The following is a 19,708-nucleotide window of genomic DNA, read 5'->3' as shown; positions in this document are numbered from 1 at the left end:
CCGATTCACTGCTGAATGATATGAGCCAAATGAATATCACCGACATCGACCTCAATCTGCTCAAAGTCTTCGAAGCACTGCACGAGGAGTCCAGCGCCAGCCGTGCCGCCTTGCGCCTGGGCGTAACGCAATCGGCGGTCAGCGCAGCCCTGCGGCGGTTGCGCGAGGTGTATGGCGATCAGCTGTTCGTGCGCACGGGGCGAGGCCTGGCCCCCTCGCTCAAGGCCAATCAGCTCAAACCGGTGGTCAGCGATGCCCTGAACAAATGCCGGCAGAGCCTGGCGATGGTCGATCCGGCCGCGCAACTGTACGACGGTCGCTCGGTCAGCGTGGGAATGTCGGATGATTTCGAAATTGCCTACGGCCGGCGGCTGATTGAAGAAATCGCCCGCACCGCGCCGAAACTGCGGCTGATTTTCCGCCAGACCCACAGCCAGATCGTCGCCCATGCATTGATGGAACGCAGCATCGACCTGGCGATTACCGCAGGCGGATTTGCCGAGCGACTGCTCAGCCGTCAGGTGCTGGGAGAAGGCGGATACCTGTGCCTGGCGGACCCGTCAAGCCTTGGCGCGGGTCAGCAGAGCATCAGTCTTGAAGAGTTTGTCGCCCGTGAACACATTCTGGTGTCGTCCGGCGGTTTTATCGGGATTACCGATGAGGGCTTGGCCACGCTGGGGTTGAGTCGGCGGGTGTGCGCCTCGACCACGCACTTTGCCGCGTTGCCGCATTTGCTCAAGGGCAGCCAGGCCGTTGCGACCATTCCGGCCCATGCGGCGCAAAGCATCGCATCGCTCAGCGGACTGGCGTTGCTGCCCTGCCCCTTGGCGTTGCCGCGCTACCCGATCGAGCTGGGCTGGCGCACCAGTGCCCAGCTCGATCCGGTGGTGTTGAAAGTGCGTGAAGCGATTGTCGCGAGTTTCGCGTGACAGCCGATGTTACTTGTTGGCGGCCATCAGGCGATTGACTTCACTGCGCACCATGTTGGCGAACTCCGGTGGCGACATGCCGTCCAGCTCGGCGCGCACCCATTCGGCCCACTTGCCTTTGCGCTTGGCCCGTTCGCCGAACAACCGTGCGGCCTCGCCCTTGGCTTTGCCCAGGTTGTTTTGCCAGAGTTCGAACAGACGGGATTTCTCGTCTTCAAGCGCAGCGCGCTCGGCAAGGGGTTTGTCGGCCAGATTGAAGCTCATGGAAATATCCTGCTGCGTAAAATAGGCGACATCTTACACTGTAGGACGAAACGTCCTGCGCCGGTTTTTCAGCAAGATGGCCTCAACAGGCAAAATGGTTGCAACTTTTCCGACAACCGCAGACTCCATTGTTCACTGTCCACTCACCTGCAAGGAGTACTTCAATGGCCCGCAAAACAGCCGCGCAAGCCGCCGAAGATCAAATCAAGGATCTAGCGTTCAGCGAACTCAAGTCGCTGATCGAAGAGTCGGAAAAACTGCTGAAAAGCAGCGCTTCACTGGTCGGGGAAGAAGCGGAGACCCTTCGCGGACAGATCGCCCTGAAACTCCGACAGGCCAAGGATTCGGTAACCAGCGTACGCGACCGGACGCTGCCTGCGGTCGAGGCCACTGAAACCTATATTGGCGGGCATCCATGGCAAACCGTGGCGGTATCTGCCGGGTTCGGGCTGGTGGTGGGGTTGCTGCTGGGACGTAGGTAAGCATTCCGATCAAACACCGCAAACCTTGTGGGAGCGAGCCTGCTCGCGAAGAGGTCGTGTCAGTCTGGATTCATGTTGACTGATCCACCGCTTTCGCGAGCAGGCCCGCTCCCACAGGGGCTGTGCAAAAAATTTCGTCTAGAGTCCTGCCAGCTCCCGCAGGTTCGCCAGCGTCCGGGCATCCAGTTCAATACCATTGACCTGCGACCTGGCGCGCTGATGATGACGCCGGTCACCCGGCAAGCGCTTCAGGCCGACTCCGTGCATTTGCCGCACGAGCTCCTGGCTGCGCTCGGCAAAACTTTGCCCCGCCGCTTTGTCCGGATCGATCACGATCAGCAACTGGCCAGTCCAGGGCGTCTTGGCGCCGGGGTGGTTCTTCCAGTCGAATTCGAAGGAAAAATTCCCCCCGGTCAGTGCCGCCGCGAGCAACTCGACCATCATCGACAACGCCGAGCCCTTGTGCCCGCCAAACGGCAGCAAAGCGCCGCCCTCAAGAATCGCTTTCGGGTCTGTGGTCGGCTGGCCGAGGCTGTCCACGCCCATCCCTGCCGGCAAGCGTTTACCCTCACGCGCGGCAATTTGCACATCGCCATGGGCAATGGCACTGGTGGCCAGGTCAAAGACAATCGGTTCGCCGTCGGCCCGCGGGGCGGCAAAGGCAATGGGGTTGGTGCCGAACAGCGGCCGGTCGGCACCGTGGGGCACGACGCAAGTCATGCTGTTGACCACACTCAAGGCCACCAGGCCTTCATAGGCGAATGGCTCGACATCTGGCCACAGTGCAGCAAAATGATGTGAGTTACGAATCGCCAGTACCGCGATTCCAGCGCTTCGTGCTTTCTGCACCAACAGCTCGCGTGCGGCCGCCAGGGCCGGTTGTGCAAAACCGTTAGCGGCATCGACCCGCACAAAACCCGAAGCCACATCTTCGACGATCGGAACGGCCTGCCCATTGACCCAGCCACTTTGCAGCGTGGACACATAACCCGGGATCCGGAATACGCCGTGACTGTGCGCGCCGTCGCGCTCGGCGCCCGCGCAGTTTTGCGCCAGCACCCTGGCAACATCGGCCGAGGTGCCGTGACGCAAGAAAATCTTCTCCAGCAAAGCGCTCAACGCTTCAAGGGACAGGTGTTGCGAGACCGCAGTGGACGCGTGATCGTGTGGCGCAGACATCTGAAGCTCCAGACTAATTATTGGAGGGGGCAACAGCGTACGTAGACCGCCGATTAACAACGCGCCGGCAGCGACCTGTCAACCCTTCGATAGCGCAGGCCGGCACGAACGCCAGCCGCCCGTGCGTTAACTATCTACCGCCCGCGCCCCGGCGCCGGCTTTTAGTCTCGATGCTCCTTCCATTGGCGCATTGCACCGCGCCTTGCACGAGACTCGAAGATGCCTACACCCCCTGCTCCGCTGTTTTTCCCCGAAGCCCTCCAGTCCCCCGGCCTCTGGGACGAACTGGGCACAACACACGGCCTGACACAAAAGGATTTTGAATGGTTCGCAAACCTGGAACTGGCCACCCGAACATTACGCAGTCAACAGAACCCGCCAATGCTCGTCGAAAAAATTCTGCTCGGCATGGCCAATCAGGAACCGGTGGCCCTGGCTGGCAGTTTCGTAATGAGCCCGACTCCGGAAACCAACGGGGTAATCCTCTATTCCCCCTACGGCGGCATTCGGAAATACGCCAGCCGAGCAACGCTGACGGAACAGCTTGAGCAGCAACTGAACGATGCAGCCGAAGACGACGATCTGTTGGTACTGATGTCGTTGGCCGAGCGCAAAGCCTTGGCAGCCAGTGACAATATCGATGTGGCCTATCTGGCTATCGAGGGCGACGTGTTTGAGGAACAGACCGCCGCCATTGAGAAGAACCAAGGCTTGAACCAACAGGCCATGCTCGACGAACTGATTGAACTGCCGCCCCTTGCATCCCTGCTCGACGCCATACTGGCCGAGTTGCTGCAGAAGTCGTTTCCCGGACTGGACCAAAGCAGGACACAGGTCAATTTCTACTACGTGGAACCCGGCAACGACCCGACTCGCCGCTGGCATAGCTCTTTGTCACTGAGTGACGTGGTTCTGCAGTACTACCGCCACCAACGATGGCCATCCGGGCAGGTCCACGAATTTTCCCATCCGGATAGAGTGCCGGCCAGCACTGACCAACAACATTGGGAAACAGCGATAAAAACGGTATCGGGTCAACTGATACCCCTGCTATTTCACCGCCTGGAGCTCTATTGGGAAGCGCCGACAACCAGCGATGGGACATCGCGCCGGGTATTTTTCAGCCGGGCCATTGGTGAACAGGCGCGAGCGGATATCCTGCTCAAGCGTGAGGCCGGAATCATTACCCCCGAGCAGTGGCAAGACTTGCATGCAATGATCCGGCCTGTTGTCGGAGCGACCTACAGACCTACCCTGGAGACTGTGCGCCTGTGGGAACACCAGGCCAACTACGTGGAACTGGCCGGCTCACTGATGATCAGCCATGCCAATGCCTATTTGTACACGCCCACCCAGGGGCTTCAGGTTTTGCAGGATTACCAGGACCTCAAGACCACCTTGATCAGCAAGTTCAGCGCAGCCGGCCACGAGGATGAACTCTACGGCCTGCTTGGTCTGGAAGAACGCAATCGTTTCATCGGTTTCGATCGGCCGCATGTTTCTGGGGAGGTGATTCACGGACAGATATTCAACGTCCTGTTCGAGGCGATCATCACCAAACAACGGCAGAACATCGAATACGCCCTGCAGGTGTTTCGTCACAGTGACGGCACCGTGGACATCCACGCCTTGTTCGACAAGGCACTGGATATACGCGCAATGATCAGCGAGCGCTTGCTGACACTGAACGCCAGAGGGCGCTGGAGTACACGGCCGGTGCTGGCTGGCAATCAACAGCCCTCCATCGTACGGGCAGAAACTGCAGCGGCCAGCCTGAAAACATTCAGTGACATCGATGCGCTGAACAGCGCGGATCTGGGCGCCCAGCCGGTTACCACTTTGGCGCTGCAACGCGACTATCTGGAAAAGATGAAGCCGCAACTGGGTCACTCGTTTTCCGTAGGCATACGGGGAGAGGCCAGTCTGAGAGTGCTCGACGCTACGCTGACAGGTGCCGGGCAAGCCATCGTCGATACAGTGTTCCACCCGGATCGGGCAGATCGCATGAGTCGTCGTGCGCTCAATGGTTTCCGGCCGGATGCCTACGCGCTGATGCTCAAATGTACCGGCCAGCAAAACCTGATACCCCTGGCCAATTGCATGTTGCTGACAGAGCGTGGCGGACTCGACGCCCGACACTCCGGACGCGCCATTCTATGGATGCCTGCGACGGGGCTGGAGATGTTCGCCACGGTCGACAGCGCACGGCTGGCACTGAACCAGCGTCTGCTCGACCCTCACCAACGCCTGGAACTGCTGGAAAACCTGCACCCTGACCAACGCAAATTTCACCAGCGCTACTCGCTCGACTCATTGCGCCTGATCGAAGGTAATGTCCTGCACCACCTAGCACAGTCTTCTATCGAGCATTTCCTGGGAGCTTGTGGGCACATGCGCTCATTCGGGCTCATAAACACTAAACTGGCCAAAACGTTGAAAGACATGACCAGGACGGCCATCGATACCAATTTGCGCAGAGCGGCGCGGATCGCCAGCGCGATTTACCAACAGCAGACTTTGCCTGCCTGGCTCGGCATGGCCCCGGTCGATGAACAGCAATTGCACATCGAGTTGCTCGAGCAATACCGCAACAGCGTCACCGAAGACAAAGATTATCTGCACGGGATCAAAACACTCTCATCCTTCGCCCATGACCGCCTGACAGCATTGCTTGCCAGCCGCTTTCCCGGTTCGGAACTTGACCCCGACCAAATCGAGATTACCCCTGACCTGGCATTGGCAGGGCCGTCCAGGACCCTGACCGAGTTTGCCCTGAATCACATCAACATTGCTCAAGGCACCGGGTTCACGTTGGCGTCCACCACCACGCGTGCGATACCCGAGCGGCTTGACCAAATGGCGGTGAAACAGCTCTTGTTGTCGCTGAACATCCGGAACGACTACGGCAAAACGGTGACAGACATGCTGACTGGCACAGGCATCGACGCCGCCAGCCGAAAGCTGCGGTTTGTCCAGCAGTTACCGTGGCAGCTTCTGCAACACGCCCATGCGCTGGCATTGCAGCAACATCTTACCGACGGCGCATTCGATCTGATGTGCCAGGTGCTGGACATGCCCGATGCAACCGCCCGGGCGACGGTTATCGGAGCCCACGCCACTGTCAGGCCGCTGGAACTGATCAAAACGGCAGGTGCTACCGCGGTTAAAACCCTGGGGCTGTACCTGATTGGTCCGGGTACCGGGCATGCCGGGCCACAAGTTCTGTATGCGCCCTACCATGCCGGCTCCGTCTTCAGTGAGTTCAGGAGTGAGGCCGACGTTATCGCGGCCATCAATGTTCCAGGGCTCCTGCAGGACCTGGTCATTCGCCGCCTGCCGGAAAGTCAGCAGTCAGTGTTCAGCAATCTGTTCAGGGAAACCGTCGGGCAACCCAGCGACATGACGCTGGCCTCTTCACCGCTTACCGGCAATTTTCTTGACCAGCTATACAACGACAACATCAACCTGCTTGCGCAGATGCTTGGCAGTCGGGATGAAAAGTCCGGCCAGATGGACTGGGAAGCCGCAAAAAACCTGTTCAGCTCGGGCATCAAGCTGATTTCCGGGCTATTGCCGGGCAAGCTCGCCTATGGGCAGTTCCTGTGGCAAAGCTTCAAGGATTTCGAGGCCTCGGCCGAGGGGCTGCAGGACCACCACTGGAAACAGGCCTTGCTGGAATTCATCGCCGGCGCCGCGCAAATGATCACGCTGGGGCGATTGTCACTGGAATCGGCAATCTGCCAGGCAGCGGTCGAAACCGCCCCCGTCAAGACACCGGTGGTTGACCCGCAATGGTCGCAGATCAGGCCGACAGCGCCGACACGCACCGAGTTGCAACCCTTCGAAGACTCAACGGTGGCCTTGAACGACCTGACCAGAAATGATGCTGAGGGTACTTACGGGACCCCGCTCAGTCATCTGCACTATGCCACTGTCGCCGGGAAAGTCTATGGTGTGGCCAAACCGGGGGTCACGTGGCAAATCAGCAAGGACGGGAAAAACGGGCCCTCGCTTCTGAAAAGCCCCAGCGGGCAACTGGTGCTCGCCCCGGATCGTCATACCCTGCATTTCGGCAAGTCCCTGTCGAAGATGATTAACGAATACGCGGCAGATCGCGAAGTTCGTTACGCTTTCAACATCGAAGCCCAAGGTATGGCCAGCATCCGCGCCAATCACCCGGAAAAAGCCCGCCAGATCGTGGAAGCCATCGACATGGCGCGCTACTACGCCTTCAATAGTCTGCACAATCTGGTACAGGCCCGGCGCCTCGAAAAGGGCACGCGCCTTGATGGCTTGCTTAAGGTTTTCTTTGATGTCGACGAAGTCGATACCCGTCTGCTCGATAAGATTCGGCAAGCCGTTGTCCCCATCTGCAATGCGTTGGTGGATCCCGACGAAGAGCTGATGGATTCGGAGCGCTTTATCGTTGGCTCAGTGCGTAAGGGAATAGAAGACACCAGTGCCTTTGTCGTTCGCAAAGATGCACGCAGGCATGTGCACTTCACAGAAAAATTCTTTGATCAACAACTCGATTCGTACAGACTCATGTTGACTCAACCTTTTGATATCGAAGGTCATGCCCGCGCCGCCATCCTGATTCACGAGTTCGCTCATCTTTTTTCAAAAGCGATAGATATTACGTATCTTGAAGCGAGGCGACCATTCACCGATCTGATAAGTTCGATAACTGGATTAGGCGCGGCTACCCGGCATTCCCAAGAGGTCTTTCAGAGGGAGGCACTGTCCCTGGATACGCCTCAAGAGGAATTATTCTCCCAATGGAATAGTAAGTTAAGGTCCTGGATCAGCCTTGATTCAATTCTTGAAACCGAACACATCGGAAGGGAAGTCCTGAAAACAACCGGTTGCGAAACAATCGAGGAAGCGCGAAACGCGTTCAGGACCAATGCCGACGTACGCATCGACACCATACTGCGCAATGCCGACTCGATTGCACATTTGATTTGCCAGATGGGACGACAATTGGACCCGGCCCCCCTGCCTGCACCCTGATTTCCGACAAAATGCGCAGAACCGCCGTTCTGCGCAGCGCTCAGGCGAAAAATAAACGCACGTTGATGGGTAATTGCCATGACGGAAGTTCTCGCAGACTTTCCCCCAAGGTTAGAATGCGCGAAATCAGGATGAGCCAATGACCGAACGCACGCTCACGGAAGCCGAATACGACGCCATCACCGATGCCGCTGCGCATTGGTGCATGCGTTTGCACGCCAGTGATTGCACCGAGCAAGAACACCAGGCATTCGCACAATGGCGAGATACGCATCCGCTCCACGCCTTCGAGTACGAGGCGATGCTGGAGATCCGGGATGTTGCCGGGGACTTGCCTTGCCCCGCCCCCGTCGTGCCGATGGTTCATACCAAACCGCAGATGCCCTGGCGCACCATGGGCATCGCTGCCGCCGTGTGTGCTCTGGCATTGCCGCTGGCTGCGTTCAGCGGCTGGCACCTTGGTTGGCTACCCAATTCGTACCAGCATTTCGAATCGACCGACAATGTCCGCACGGTCACCTTGAACGATGGCAGTCAGGTTGAGTTGAACCTGGGCAGTGAACTGACCTACAGCAACTACAAGGATCAACGCCAGGTCACGCTGAACAAAGGCGAGGCGTTCTTCAGCGTCAGCCACGACACTCGTCACCCGTTTGTCGTCAAGGCGGCCGAAGGCCGCATACGCGTGACCGGTACGAAATTCAACGTCTGGATGTATGAAGACCACGTGAAGGTAAACCTGATCGAAGGCTCGGTGCTGGTCAGCAGCAACGATGACCAGCCCGGCGACGGTCTGCGGCTGGGTCCGGCGATGCAGGCGAGCTATCGCCAGGGTGATTTCGCTCCACGCATCAGCGATACCTACGAACACGACAGTTCGCTGGCCTGGCGCCAGGGCAAGCTGGTGCTCGACGATCTGGCGCTGGCCGATGCATTGCCCCTGATCAACCGCTACCTGGATAAACCGTTGATGATCGCTGACAACAGCACCGGCTCGATCCACATCGGTGGCATCTACAACATCAAGGAGATCAACGGCCTGGTGAAGTCCCTGCCCCGGGTACTGCCGGTGTACCTGACGCGCAATGACAACGGCAACCTGGTGGTCAACGCGATTCCGCAAAAGACCCCGAAAAGCTGAAAACGCCGCAAACTTTGCGGGGAGCGGCCTTCCTCGTTCATTTCAAATACCCCTCAGATCACTGCGCGACCACCTTGGCAGCCTTTTCATCCCGCTGGCGGATGGTCTGCAACTGATACTGCAGATCGGCAGTGATCTGTTGCTCGCTCCTGATCGAAAAAACGATGGCCACTGCTGCGCCTGCCCACACGCACCGTACCTCCCTGCAGGGACGAAGCTCACATCAGAAATTCAGGGCTTTCCCGCACATTGGTGCATGAGCTGACAGGTTGATCACATGCTGGCGACAAAATTTCTACATTTGAGCCTTCATGATTTGCGCTGCTCATACGTCCAGTCATGCAAGAGCGCCCACTTTTTCCTGATCAGGCCCTGAAAAGGAGTTTTGCAATGTACAACTCGCAACTGCCAACGGACGGTAGCAATGCGCCAAAGGGTACTTCCTCGGGAGTCGGCGTATTCGAGCCGCGTAGCGATCGCCACAGCAATGAGCGCATCCGGGTCCTGCTCAAAAGTTATGGCCTGCGAACCAGCCTGATCCGCCTGAAAGTCATCGATGCCTTGCTGACGGCCGCCGAAAGCGACCGCAGCCTTGGCGTGCGTGGCGTGCACAGCCAATTGCTGGACCTGGATATTCCCCTGTCATTTCTCAGCGTGCGTGAAGTGTTGAAGCGCTTGTGCAGCGAAGGCGTGATTGTCCTCAACCCCGACAAAAGCTACAGCCTGCATCCTCAGGCGGCTGCCATCCTGCGCAACCAATGATCGAATGATCAGGGCTTGACCTTGCGGCGCATCACGCCGTTGATGACCACCACGATCACCGCCACGCCAATGGCGATGTACTGGAACATTTTTTCGCTGATGACACCGGTATTCTGCAACCAGGAAAGGCCAAACATGATCCCCAGTACCACCAGGGAGATCAGAATCGAGTATTTCAAACGTTGCGACTGAGTCATTGCGGGTTCCTGAATCTGAAAAATGTGTCCGGTTTGTGTCGACATGCATGCCAGGCGCTTACCCTGTTTCGGGAATGACCTGCTATAAGCGCGGTCTCATGTTACAGCCGATGAAGATTTTTCGCTTCATTACGGCAATAACCATGAGGACTTTCAAAATGTTGCGTCGAATCACACTGCTGATTCCCCTGCTTGCCCTCCTGACCCTGAGCGGTTGCATTATTTACCCCCATGGGGGCCGGCACCACGATCACTACTACAGCCATGGCGGACCGGGTTACTACCAACATCGTTAACGGCGGCTCAACGCCCCGAGTTTTTTCTGTAAAAGTCATTGCCAGGCTGGGCACACAGTTCCACCAGCCAATCGACAAACACCCGCACCCGCCGGGATAACTGGCGGTGCGGCGGATACAGCGCCGTCATCGGCATGCCCGGTGGCGGCACTTCCCTGAGCACTTCAATCAAACGTCCCTCCTCCAGTTGCCGCGCCACGTGATAGTACGGCGTCTGCACCAGACCATATCCGGCCTCGCACGCCGCCAGATAGCCATCGGCGCTGTTGACCGCCACTTGCTTGGGCAGGTCGAGCGACTGCACCTGGCCATCCACGACAAACTCCAGCCCATAGCGTTTTCCGCTGCTGCTGGAAAAGTACTCGACCACCTGGTGCCCACGCAGGTCATCCAGCGCACGTGGCATTCCGTGCCGCTGCAGGTAGTCGGGGCTGGCACAGGTCACCTGATCCATCATCACCAGCGGCCGCGCCACCAACGAATCGTCCAGCGGCGAACCGCCACGCAATACACAATCGACACCTTCACGAATCAGGTCGATCGGTCGGTCATTCAAGCCGATCTCCAGTTCGATCAAGGGATAGCGGGCGGTGAATTGCGGCAGTGCCGGGATCACCACCAGGCGCCCCACTCCCGCCGGCATGTCCACGCGCAACAGCCCCTTGGGATTGTGCCGTGCTGCACTGAACACCGCTTCGGTCTCTTCAAGATCCGCCAGCAAGCGTACGCAACGCGGGTAATAGGCCGCACCGTCGAGCGTCAGGCTGATCTGCCGCGTGGTGCGTTGCAGCAGTTGCACCCCCAGATGCGCCTCCAGTTGCTTGATCAGGATGGTGACCGAGGCCCGGGGCAATTGCAGGCTGTCGGCGGCCTTGGCAAAGCCTCCCAACTCGACGATTCGGGTAAAGACGCGCATCGCGTTGAAACGGTCCATTGCTGGCTCCACCGGCAGATTATTTAGATTTAATGAATAGTGATAGCCGTTTTATCCGGTTTATCTTGTTTCTGTCGAGGCGAACAATGGCGATTCACTTCACAGGGAGCTGATTTCATGCAAACACGTCAATTGGGAAAAAACGGCCCGCAGGTTTCGGCCATCGGCCTGGGTTGCATGGGCATGACCGACTTCTACACCACCGGCACGGACACCCGCGAAGCCACCGCCACCCTGCATCGCGCGCTGGAACTGGGCGTCAACCTGCTCGATACCGCCGACATGTACGGCCCGTACAGCAATGAAGAACTGATTGGCAAGGCCATTGCCGGCAAGCGCGACCAGGTGTTCCTGGCCAGCAAGTTCGGTATCGTCCGCGACCCGGCGAACCCCGTTGCCCGGGGCGTCAACGGTCGGCCGGAATACATTCGCCAGTCCATCGACGGCAGCTTGAAACGCCTCGGCGTGGACACCCTCGACCTGTATTACCAGCACCGCATCGACCCGCAGGTGGCCATTGAAGAAACCGTTGGTGCCATGGCCGAGTTGGTCTGTGCCGGCAAAGTCCGTTATCTGGGCTTGAGCGAGGCCTCGGTGACAACACTGGAACGGGCGCACAAGGTTCATCCGATCAGTGCGTTGCAAAGTGAATTCTCGTTGTGGAGCCGTGATCAGGAAGAAAACGGTTGCCTGGCGGCCTGCCAGCGTCTGGGCGTTGCATTTGTGCCTTATAGCCCTTTGGGCCGGGGGTTTCTGACTGGCGCATTGAAAAGTCCGGATGATTTCGCGGCAGACGACTACCGCCGTTTCAGTCCGCGCTTTCAGGGCGAAAACTTCGCGAAGAATCTGCTGCTGGTGCAGCAAGTGCAGGCCCTGGCGGCGGAAAAAGGCGTGACGGCGGGCCAACTGGCGCTGGCGTGGGTGCTGGCCCAGGGTGATTACCTGATTCCGATTCCGGGCACCAAGCAACGCCGTTACCTTGAAGAGAACGTGGCTGCCCTGGAGGTGACGCTGAACGCCGAAGAACTGCACGCACTCGAGGCGATCTTTGCGACGAATGCCACCGCTGGCCTGCGTTATCCGGAAGAAGTCATGAAACTGCTTGATCGGTAAGGGTCACCGGCCTGTTCGATGCTTTGAGCAGGCCGGGCAACACAGCGTCAGGCCCTGGCCGGCAGACCTTTGCACCTGACGATTTTGTAATGTGCCCCTCATCTGCCTGACAGCGTTGATCTACGATCATTGAACGGCGGATCCTTGTAGCACTTCGAAACACTCCTTGAACGCCTGACCGGAAAAAATGGTCAGAATGCGTTTTTTTGCCCGTTAGCCGAGACGAATCCCATGCGAAACCCTCTGCGCCTGATCGCCCTGAGCGCCCTGTTCATTTCTTCCCTGGCCCAGGCCGCCGATCTCATTCCGATAGAGGTTCATCGCGACGCCAATTGTGGCTGCTGCAAAAAATGGATCACCCATCTGGAGGCCAACGGCTTCAAGGTCGACGACCACGTCGAAACCAACATGAGTGAATTCAAGCGACAACACGGCGTACCACCGCGCCTGGCGTCTTGCCATACCGCATTGATCAACGGCAAATTCGTCGAAGGTCATGTCCCGGCCGACCAGGTCCTGGCACTGAGCAAGCGCGACGATCTGCTGGGCGTCGCCGCCCCCGGCATGCCCATGGGGTCGCCCGGCATGGAAATGGACGGCATGACCGATGCCTATCAGGTCATTGGCCTGAAAAAGGACGGCACCGACGTGGTGGTTGCAGACTACCCTGCCCATTGATGTCTGGTGCGTACCTCGGGCTGTTTTTCGCCGCATTCGGTGCCGCTACGCTGCTGCCGTTGCAATCCGAAGCCGTGCTGGTCGCACTGCTGCTCAGCGATCGGTATTGGTTCTGGGCGCTGCTGGCGGTGGCAACGCTCGGCAATGTCCTGGGGTCGCTGCTTAACTGGTGGCTGGGGCGCGGGATCGAGCGGTTCCGCGACCGGCGCTGGTTTCCGGTGAGCCCCCGGCATCTGGAAAAGGCCCGGCAGCATTACCAACGTTACGGCCATTGGTCATTGCTGCTCAGTTGGCTGCCGGTGATCGGCGATCCGCTGACGCTGGTCGCCGGGGTCATGCGCGAGCCACCGGGACGCTTCCTGCTGATGGTCACGCTGGCCAAAGGCGCCCGTTACGGCGTGCTGGCCGTGGCGACATTGGGCTGGATGGGTTGAACCATCATGGGCGGCGATTGCCTGTGTTTAATATCGCCCTAATCGAGCCGATCCAGCATCGGCGGATTTTCCATGGAGTTGCCTCATGCCGCGCCCCTACTCCCGCTGGTTATCCGGCCTGTTGCTGACCGCCACACTGCCCGCCATCGCTCACGCCGAAGGACCGGCATATGGCCTCGAACTCCAGGGTTTCGACTATCCGTACACGCTCAAGCACTTTGCGTTCGAATCCCAGGGCCAGTCCCTGCAAATGGGTTACATGGACGTCGCCGCCCGCGGCAAGGCCAATGGTCGCAGCGTGGTGCTGATGCACGGCAAGAATTTCTGCGGCGCCACCTGGGACAGTTCGATCAAAACCCTCAGCGACGCCGGCTATCGGGTCATCGCCCCGGACCAGATAGGCTTCTGCACCTCCAGCAAACCGGCGCACTATCAATACAGCTTCCAGCAACTGGCGACGAACACCCAGCAATTGCTCAAGGCGCTGGGCATCCAGAAAGCGACCCTGCTAGGCCACTCCACCGGTGGCATGCTCGCCACTCGCTATGCCTTGCAATACCCCGAACAGGTCGAGCAACTGGCGCTGGTCAATCCCATTGGCCTGGAAGACTGGAAAGCCCTCGGTGTGCCCTATCGCACGGTTGATCAATGGTACGAACGCGAACTCAAGCTCAGCGCCGACGGGATCCGCAACTATGAACGCACCACCTATTACAGCGGACGCTGGAAGCCTGAATTCGATCGTTGGGTCGACATGCTCGCCGGCTTGAACAAAGGCCCGGGACACACGCAGGTCGCGTGGAACTCGGCGCTGATCTACGACATGATCTTCACCCAACCGGTGTACTACGAATTCCACAACCTGCGGATGCCGACCCTGCTGCTGATCGGAACGTCCGATACCACCGCCATCGGCAGTGACATCGCCCCACCCGAGGTCAAGGCGAAAATCGGGCACTACGACATCCTCGGCAAACAAGTGGCCAAACTGATTCCCCAGTCCACGCTGGTCGAATTTCCTGGCATGGGCCACGCGCCACAGATGGAACAACCGGCAGAATTCCACCAGACCCTGCTCGCCTGGCTGAACAAGACCAACCCCGTGCGTTGAAGAGGAAAGGCTGATGCCTATACAGATTGCAGTGCTCGATGATTGGCAGGATGTGGCGCGCAATGTGGTGGACTGGTCGGTGCTGGACAGCGTCGGTCAGGTGAGTTTTCTCCATGATTACCCCACCGATAACCCATCCCTGGCCGAGCGTCTGGCAGGGTTTGAGGTGATTTGCGTGATGCGCGAGCGCACCCGCTTCGACGAAGACCTGCTGCGCCGCCTGCCGAAGCTCAAATTGCTGGTGACCGGCGGCATGCGAAACGCGGCCCTGGACCTGAAAGCCGCCGCTGCGCTGGGCATTCAGGTCTGCGGCACCGACAGCTACAAACACGCCGCACCGGAACTGACCTGGGCGCTGATCATGGCCGCAACCCGCAACCTGGTTGTCGAAGCCAATGCCTTGCGTGCCGGCCGTTGGCAACAAGGTCTGGGTGGCGACCTGCATGGCAAGACGCTGGCGATCCTCGGTCTGGGTAGCATCGGCCAGCGCATCGCTCAGTTCGGTCAGGTGTTCGGCATGCGCGTCATTGCCTGGAGTGAAAACCTCACCACCGAACGTGCGGCGCAAGTCGGCGTGACCTATGTCAGCAAGCAGGAACTGTTCGAACAGGCCGATGTGTTGTCGGTGCACCTGGTGCTCAGCGACCGCAGCCGCGGCCTGGTGGACGCGCAGGCACTGGGCTGGATGAAGCCCACGGCGCTGCTGGTCAATACCGCTCGCGGACCGATTGTCGATGAAGCGGCACTGATCAAGGCGCTACAGAAACAGCGGCTGGCCGGTGCCGCTCTGGACGTCTTCGAACAGGAGCCCCTGCCCGCCCACCATCCGTTCCGGACGCTGGACAACGTGCTGGCGACGCCCCATGTCGGGTACGTGAGCCAACAGAACTACCAGCTGTTTTTCTCGCAAATGATCGAGGATATCCAGGCCTGGTCTGCCGGCTCCCCCATTCGTTTGCTGGGCTGATAGCGAGTCATCATTCATCGTCGCAGCGTAATGAATAATTGTTCTTGCTGCGGTGTTCTCATGACATCAACCGTGAACATAAGATTGCCGGGGGTCGTCAGCCCCCTTCAATTGTTCAAGCCGTTGGCTGTTTCGACCTTGCGCTGCATCTGACAGGGCGCGACCTGAACTGAAACGCATGAACCTGTGGAGCCAAGCCCATGAATATTCGTTTTGCCGTTCTGATGACCCCGCTGTTGCTGACCGTTGCGTTGTCCGGCTCCTTCGCCCTGGCCAACGGTGGCGGCGGCGGCAGCGAGCCCCCCGCCAGGCCCAACTGCCCCAAAGGCCAGGTGCTCGATACCCGATCGCAGCGCTGCGTCAGGCAGACCAGCAACCTGGTACCTGACGAAGACCGCACCAACTATGCCTATCAACTGGCCAAGGACGGGCGTTATGAAGAAGCCCTGGCCCTGCTCGACACACTGAAACAGCCAAATACCGCAAAAGCGTTGAACTATCGCGGCTACGCCACGCGTAAACTGGGGCGTACCGACGAAGGCATCGGTTATTACCTGCAATCGGTAAAACTCGACCCGCAATACGCGCAAGTCCGTGAATACCTCGGCGAGGCCTATGTGATCAAAGGCCGGCTGGATCTTGCACAGGAGCAACTGCAGCAGATCAAAGCCATCTGCGGCAATACCCAGTGCGAGGAGTATCAGGACCTGGCCGAAGCCATCGACGGCTCATCGAAAACCTGACAACCCGAGCGGACGGAGGTCGCCATCGCCAGCGATCAGACAATACGAACGGAGCTTTACCAGCATCTGGCGCGTTTATGGCGCTACGGCCTGCTGTTGTCCCGACAACGGCATGTCGCCGATGACCTGGTACAGGCCACCTGCGTGCGGGCGCTTGAGCGGGCCGCGCAATACGTGGAGGGAACGCGCATGGACCGCTGGCTGCTGAGCATTCTGCATTCGATCTGGCTCAACGAAGTCCGCGCCCAACGGGTGCGTCAAGGTCAGGGCTGGGTGGATGCCGATCAGGCCTTGTCGTTCGATGGAGAATCCGTGGCGCAGACCCACGTGTTGGCAGCACAGGTCATCCGCCGCGTCGATGCCTTGCCCGAGGCCCAGCGCGAAACCGTGTTTCTCGCCTACGTCGAAGGGTTGTCCTACCGCGAAGTCGCCGATGTGCTGCAAGTGCCCATCGGCACGGTCATGAGCCGCCTGGCCGCGGCTCGGGCGAAACTGGCCGAATACCCACCGCTGCACACGGTGCCCAACCCTAACCGAGGAGAACATTGATGAGCGTCAGACCCTCGGACGAACAACTGGTGGCGTACCTCGACAACCAACTCGATAGCGAGCAGCGCTCGCGCATCGACGCGGCGATCATCGCCGACCCGATGCTCGGCCTGCGCCTGCAATGGCTCAATCGCAGCAGCCTGCCGTTCAAGGACGCCTATGATGAACTGGCCCGGCAGGCGCCGGTGGATCGCCTGCAAGCCATGCTCGCCACGCTGCCCTCTCCCGTCCGGCCTGCGCTCAATCGACGCTGGTTCCTTGCCGCGGCGGCCGGACTGCTGGCCGGCGGCGTGCTGGCGGACCGTTTGTTTCTCGGCTGGCAAGCGAGTCAGCAGACACACAGCTGGCGCGGCCTGGTGGCCGACTACATGGCGCTCTACGTGCCGGAAACCCTGGATCATTTACCCGCTGACGAAGCCAGCCAACAGGCACAACTGCGGACCATCGATGCGCGCCTGGGCCTTGACCTCGCACCGGCAAAACTGAGCCTGCCCCGTGCCGAGTTCAAGCGTGCGCAAGTCCTCGAGTACGACGGTGCGCCCATCGCCCAGATCACCTACCTCGATCCGGTGCACGGCCCCATGGCACTGTGCGTCACCCGCTCAAACAGCGGCAGTCGCCATTTCGCCCGGGAACAGCGGCGCGAGCTGAATATCGTGTATTGGGCAGACATGGAACACGCCTGGATGCTGATCGGGCATCAGCCGATGACGGATCTGGAGGATATGGCCACGCTGTTGCGCAGCCGGTTGAGCGCTTGATAGACGTTTTTTCACCTGGATGCGTCAGGCCGAAGGTGGCAACCACAAGCGAAACCGCGCCCCGCCCAGCGGCGAGGCTTCCACCGTCAGCATGCCGCCCTGGACCTCCAGCGCGCGGCGGCTGATTGCCAGGCCCAATCCGAAACCACCCGTGGCGCGGTCACGGCTGCGGTCGAGGCGGTAGAAGGGTTCGAAAACCCGCTCGCGCTCGTCGTCCGGAATGCCGATGCCGTCATCGTCGACCCAGATCTCACAGCCACCGGCGTACACCTGCACACCGATCTGAATTCGCTTCTCGCAATAGCGCATGGCATTGCGCAGCAGGTTTTGCAAGGCGCGGGCGGTCAGGCGCGGATCCAGGCTGAAGCGTTCGAGCTGGCCGTGCAGCAGCACGTCGATGACGATATCCGGAGACTCCATTTCTTCGTCGACGCTACCAAGGATGCTGTCGATGAACTCATCCAGCGACACCTCGACCTGTTCCGTCAGCCGCGCCGGATTTTGCAGGCGACTGTATGAAAGCAGCTCCAGCACCAATTCATCGAGCTCCCGGATATGCGCCACCAGGCTTTGCAGACGTTCGCGGCTGGCCGCCGGCAAGTCGTCGGACAGCGCCAGCGCCAGGCCGAAGTCCAGGCGCGTCAGCGGCGTGCGCAACTCGTGGGACACCGCATTGAGCAAGTCCCGCTGCTGGTTGAGCAGGTTCTCGATATCGCCGGCCATGGTGTCGAACACATTGGCCAGGCTGCCGATGTTGGAACTCGGTGAGATTTGCGTGCGCTCGCTCAAGTGGCCCTTGCCAAAGCGTTCGGCCGCACCCTTGAGGCGTTCCAGGTCACGCCAGTGCGGGCGCAGCCACAGCAACAGGCAAGCGAGCATGGTCGCGCCGATCAGCACGTTGATGCTCCAGTACAACAGGTTGACGTCCAGCGGATCCGGGGGCACGACCATTTGCACCACGGTGCGCTCATTCAGCGGCGCGACCGCCAGCGTGCGCCAGCCCCAGTCGCCCACGCGCACGACATTCTCGCCACGGCGCAAGCGCTGCTGTTCATCGGGTGTAAGGCTGCTGTCATCATTGGCACTGAGCACGATGTGCAGTGGGTTGAAGTCCTTGTCCATTTCAGCGGCCAGGGCCGGCCACTGTTCGGCCGGGGCCGCGTGAAACTGTTTGACGATCAGCGTTTGCAGCCCACGGGAATAGTCGAGGTTGTAGGTGATAAAGCGCTCGTGGAACACCTTGATCACCAGATCCGGCACCAGGTAGATCGCTGCGCTGAACGAGACGATGGTCACCAGGTACAAACGAAAGAGGATTCTGAACATCGGCTCAGCATTCCCACTCGGAGCGACTGAACAGGTAGCCCTTGCCCCATACGGTCTTGATCTTGCGCGCCTCGCCGGCGTGGTCGTCGAATTTGCGCCGCAACTTGGAAATCGCCACGTCCACCGATCGGTCGGTGCCGTTGAATTCGATGCCGCGCAGGCGTTGCAGGATCTGGTCGCGGCTCAACACCTCACCGGCATGCCGGGCCAGCACCACCAGCAGGTTGTACTCGCCACTGGACAGTTCCACCAATTGCCCGCGCCAGGTCACGGTACGTTCGGACAAATCGATGCACAGGTTGCCCATCAGAATGCGGTCATTGGCGGTCTGCGGCTCGCTGAGGCTGCTGCGGCGCAACAGGGTCCGCACCCGGGCCAGCAGCACACGCGGCTCGCATGGCTTGGTGACGTAGTCGTCGGCGCCCATTTCCAGGCCCAGGACCTGGTCGTGGCTGTCGTCGCGGGCGGTGAGCATCAGGATCGGCAAAGTCGCCGAATCGGCGCGCAGCAGGCGACAGACCTGCAAGCCGTCGAGGCCGGGCAGCATCAGGTCAAGGATCACCAGGTCCGGCGGATTGAGCCGCGCACGCTCGCGCACCTGATCACCGCGGCCGATCACGCTGACGGAATAACCGTTGCGCTCCAGGTAGCTGGCAATCAGTTCGGCGAGGGCGGTGTCGTCTTCGACCAGGAGGATGTTGGGCATGGGGTGTTTCCAGAAAGTACATGGGCGTCTGTTCCGGCCTCTTCGCGAGCAGGCTCGCTCCCACACTGGTTCTGTGCCGTACACAAAGTCCCTGTGGGAGCGAGCCTGCTCGCGATGGCGGAC

The 19,708-nt window shown here is 59.7% G+C and carries 20 protein-coding genes; 14 read left to right on the top strand and 6 right to left on the bottom strand.

What is annotated here, in order from left to right; translation table 11 throughout:
• Positions 1–20 precede the first annotated feature (20 nt).
• Positions 21–929, top strand: a complete 909-nt coding sequence (locus ACEN8E_RS12430) for a LysR family transcriptional regulator (RefSeq protein ID WP_495592859.1) — start codon at positions 21–23, stop codon at positions 927–929.
• Positions 930–938: 9 nt separating this feature from the next.
• Here the strand turns inward: ACEN8E_RS12430 and ACEN8E_RS12425 are convergent, their stop codons facing one another.
• Entirely contained in the window at positions 939–1,193 is a 255-nt protein-coding gene (locus tag ACEN8E_RS12425) for a hypothetical protein (protein WP_057400121.1), read from the bottom strand.
• A 164-nt stretch (positions 1,194–1,357) separates the two neighbouring features.
• On the opposite strand from ACEN8E_RS12425, the gene ACEN8E_RS12420 reads away from it, so the two are divergent.
• Positions 1,358–1,675, top strand: a complete 318-nt coding sequence (locus tag ACEN8E_RS12420; RefSeq protein ID WP_495592858.1) for an ElaB/YgaM/YqjD family protein — start codon at positions 1,358–1,360, stop codon at positions 1,673–1,675.
• A gap of 138 nt (positions 1,676–1,813) precedes the next feature.
• On the opposite strand, the gene ACEN8E_RS12415 is transcribed toward ACEN8E_RS12420, so the two are convergent.
• Positions 1,814–2,854, bottom strand: coding sequence for an Ldh family oxidoreductase (locus ACEN8E_RS12415; RefSeq protein ID WP_495592857.1), 1,041 nt, complete (start codon positions 2,852–2,854; stop codon positions 1,814–1,816).
• Positions 2,855–3,073: 219 nt separating this feature from the next.
• Between ACEN8E_RS12415 and ACEN8E_RS12410 the strand changes: the two genes are divergently transcribed.
• The 3 genes from ACEN8E_RS12410 (at position 3,074) to ACEN8E_RS12400 (ending at position 9,770) form a co-directional block, all read left to right on the top strand.
• Positions 3,074–7,867 carry a dermonecrotic toxin domain-containing protein gene (locus ACEN8E_RS12410; protein WP_495592856.1) on the top strand — a complete coding sequence of 1,598 codons (4,794 nt, stop codon included), beginning with the start codon at positions 3,074–3,076 and terminating at the stop codon, positions 7,865–7,867.
• A gap of 139 nt (positions 7,868–8,006) precedes the next feature.
• Positions 8,007–9,008, top strand: coding sequence for a FecR family protein (locus ACEN8E_RS12405; protein WP_495592855.1), 1,002 nt, complete (start codon positions 8,007–8,009; stop codon positions 9,006–9,008).
• Positions 9,009–9,398: 390 nt separating this feature from the next.
• A complete protein-coding gene (locus ACEN8E_RS12400; RefSeq protein WP_495592854.1) occupies positions 9,399–9,770 on the top strand; it encodes a fe2+ zn2+ uptake regulation protein in 372 nt (123 codons plus the stop codon).
• A gap of 8 nt (positions 9,771–9,778) precedes the next feature.
• Here the strand turns inward: ACEN8E_RS12400 and ACEN8E_RS12395 are convergent, their stop codons facing one another.
• Entirely contained in the window at positions 9,779–9,967 is a 189-nt protein-coding gene (locus tag ACEN8E_RS12395) for a hypothetical protein (RefSeq protein ID WP_007970993.1), read from the bottom strand.
• 158 nt (positions 9,968–10,125) lie between these two features.
• Between ACEN8E_RS12395 and ACEN8E_RS12390 the strand changes: the two genes are divergently transcribed.
• The gene (locus tag ACEN8E_RS12390; protein ID WP_495592853.1) at positions 10,126–10,263 is read left to right on the top strand and encodes a hypothetical protein; all 138 of its coding nucleotides are present in this window, start codon (positions 10,126–10,128) and stop codon (positions 10,261–10,263) included.
• Positions 10,264–10,270: 7 nt separating this feature from the next.
• Here the strand turns inward: ACEN8E_RS12390 and ACEN8E_RS12385 are convergent, their stop codons facing one another.
• On the bottom strand, positions 10,271–11,197 hold the full coding sequence (locus ACEN8E_RS12385; RefSeq protein ID WP_495592852.1) for a LysR family transcriptional regulator: 927 nt from the start codon (positions 11,195–11,197) through the stop codon (positions 10,271–10,273).
• Between the two features lie 117 nt (positions 11,198–11,314).
• Here ACEN8E_RS12385 and ACEN8E_RS12380 point away from each other — a divergent pair, with 117 nt between their 5' ends.
• From ACEN8E_RS12380 to ACEN8E_RS12345, 8 genes are all read left to right on the top strand, one after another.
• Positions 11,315–12,310: an aldo/keto reductase gene (locus ACEN8E_RS12380; RefSeq protein WP_495592851.1), complete on the top strand. Its 996-nt coding sequence runs from the start codon at positions 11,315–11,317 to the stop codon at positions 12,308–12,310.
• Between the two features lie 231 nt (positions 12,311–12,541).
• Entirely contained in the window at positions 12,542–12,988 is a 447-nt protein-coding gene (locus ACEN8E_RS12375; RefSeq protein WP_495592850.1) for a DUF411 domain-containing protein, read from the top strand.
• The gene (locus ACEN8E_RS12370; protein ID WP_495592849.1) at positions 12,988–13,422 is read left to right on the top strand and encodes a YqaA family protein; all 435 of its coding nucleotides are present in this window, start codon (positions 12,988–12,990) and stop codon (positions 13,420–13,422) included. The genes ACEN8E_RS12375 and ACEN8E_RS12370 overlap by 1 nt, the downstream gene beginning before the upstream one ends.
• An 85-nt stretch (positions 13,423–13,507) precedes the next feature.
• Positions 13,508–14,533 carry an alpha/beta fold hydrolase gene (locus tag ACEN8E_RS12365; RefSeq protein ID WP_495592848.1) on the top strand — a complete coding sequence of 342 codons (1,026 nt, stop codon included), beginning with the start codon at positions 13,508–13,510 and terminating at the stop codon, positions 14,531–14,533.
• A gap of 13 nt (positions 14,534–14,546) precedes the next feature.
• The gene (locus ACEN8E_RS12360) at positions 14,547–15,500 is read left to right on the top strand and encodes a D-2-hydroxyacid dehydrogenase family protein (RefSeq protein ID WP_495592847.1); all 954 of its coding nucleotides are present in this window, start codon (positions 14,547–14,549) and stop codon (positions 15,498–15,500) included.
• A 200-nt stretch (positions 15,501–15,700) separates the two neighbouring features.
• Positions 15,701–16,243, top strand: a complete 543-nt coding sequence (locus tag ACEN8E_RS12355; protein ID WP_495592846.1) for a tetratricopeptide repeat protein — start codon at positions 15,701–15,703, stop codon at positions 16,241–16,243.
• 66 nt (positions 16,244–16,309) lie between these two features.
• Positions 16,310–16,792, top strand: coding sequence for an RNA polymerase sigma factor (locus ACEN8E_RS12350; protein ID WP_495593311.1), 483 nt, complete (start codon positions 16,310–16,312; stop codon positions 16,790–16,792).
• Entirely contained in the window at positions 16,792–17,553 is a 762-nt protein-coding gene (locus ACEN8E_RS12345; protein ID WP_495592845.1) for an anti-sigma factor, read from the top strand. Before ACEN8E_RS12350 ends, ACEN8E_RS12345 begins: the two co-directional genes overlap by 1 nt.
• Before the next feature lie 24 nt (positions 17,554–17,577).
• On the opposite strand, the gene ACEN8E_RS12340 is transcribed toward ACEN8E_RS12345, so the two are convergent.
• Positions 17,578–18,879, bottom strand: coding sequence for an ATP-binding protein (locus ACEN8E_RS12340; protein ID WP_495592844.1), 1,302 nt, complete (start codon positions 18,877–18,879; stop codon positions 17,578–17,580).
• 4 nt (positions 18,880–18,883) lie between these two features.
• Positions 18,884–19,585 (bottom strand): response regulator, encoded by a 702-nt coding sequence (locus tag ACEN8E_RS12335; protein WP_223502649.1) that lies wholly within the window; start codon positions 19,583–19,585, stop codon positions 18,884–18,886.
• Between the last annotated feature and the right edge of the window lie 123 nt (positions 19,586–19,708).

The sequence above is a fragment of the Pseudomonas sp. Pseusp9 genome, from assembly GCF_059491265.1.
The sequence above is the reverse complement of the archived record's forward strand: the minus strand, read 5'-3'. Positions and strand labels throughout refer to the sequence as shown.

Coding starts and splice junctions, on each gene's coding strand:
- ACEN8E_RS12410 (WP_495592856.1), top strand. CDS start 3,074: ATGCCTACACCCCCTGCTCCGCTGTTTTTCCCCGAAGCCCTCCAGTCC.
- ACEN8E_RS12420 (WP_495592858.1), top strand. CDS start 1,358: ATGGCCCGCAAAACAGCCGCGCAAGCCGCCGAAGATCAAATCAAGGAT.
- ACEN8E_RS12415 (WP_495592857.1), bottom strand. CDS start 2,854: ATGTCTGCGCCACACGATCACGCGTCCACTGCGGTCTCGCAACACCTG.
- ACEN8E_RS12345 (WP_495592845.1), top strand. CDS start 16,792: ATGAGCGTCAGACCCTCGGACGAACAACTGGTGGCGTACCTCGACAAC.
- ACEN8E_RS12400 (WP_495592854.1), top strand. CDS start 9,399: ATGTACAACTCGCAACTGCCAACGGACGGTAGCAATGCGCCAAAGGGT.
- ACEN8E_RS12375 (WP_495592850.1), top strand. CDS start 12,542: ATGCGAAACCCTCTGCGCCTGATCGCCCTGAGCGCCCTGTTCATTTCT.
- ACEN8E_RS12340 (WP_495592844.1), bottom strand. CDS start 18,879: ATGTTCAGAATCCTCTTTCGTTTGTACCTGGTGACCATCGTCTCGTTC.
- ACEN8E_RS12355 (WP_495592846.1), top strand. CDS start 15,701: ATGAATATTCGTTTTGCCGTTCTGATGACCCCGCTGTTGCTGACCGTT.
- ACEN8E_RS12425 (WP_057400121.1), bottom strand. CDS start 1,193: ATGAGCTTCAATCTGGCCGACAAACCCCTTGCCGAGCGCGCTGCGCTT.
- ACEN8E_RS12405 (WP_495592855.1), top strand. CDS start 8,007: ATGACCGAACGCACGCTCACGGAAGCCGAATACGACGCCATCACCGAT.
- ACEN8E_RS12360 (WP_495592847.1), top strand. CDS start 14,547: ATGCCTATACAGATTGCAGTGCTCGATGATTGGCAGGATGTGGCGCGC.
- ACEN8E_RS12335 (WP_223502649.1), bottom strand. CDS start 19,585: ATGCCCAACATCCTCCTGGTCGAAGACGACACCGCCCTCGCCGAACTG.
- ACEN8E_RS12390 (WP_495592853.1), top strand. CDS start 10,126: ATGTTGCGTCGAATCACACTGCTGATTCCCCTGCTTGCCCTCCTGACC.
- ACEN8E_RS12430 (WP_495592859.1), top strand. CDS start 21: ATGAGCCAAATGAATATCACCGACATCGACCTCAATCTGCTCAAAGTC.
- ACEN8E_RS12395 (WP_007970993.1), bottom strand. CDS start 9,967: ATGACTCAGTCGCAACGTTTGAAATACTCGATTCTGATCTCCCTGGTG.
- ACEN8E_RS12385 (WP_495592852.1), bottom strand. CDS start 11,197: ATGGACCGTTTCAACGCGATGCGCGTCTTTACCCGAATCGTCGAGTTG.
- ACEN8E_RS12380 (WP_495592851.1), top strand. CDS start 11,315: ATGCAAACACGTCAATTGGGAAAAAACGGCCCGCAGGTTTCGGCCATC.
- ACEN8E_RS12370 (WP_495592849.1), top strand. CDS start 12,988: ATGTCTGGTGCGTACCTCGGGCTGTTTTTCGCCGCATTCGGTGCCGCT.
- ACEN8E_RS12365 (WP_495592848.1), top strand. CDS start 13,508: ATGCCGCGCCCCTACTCCCGCTGGTTATCCGGCCTGTTGCTGACCGCC.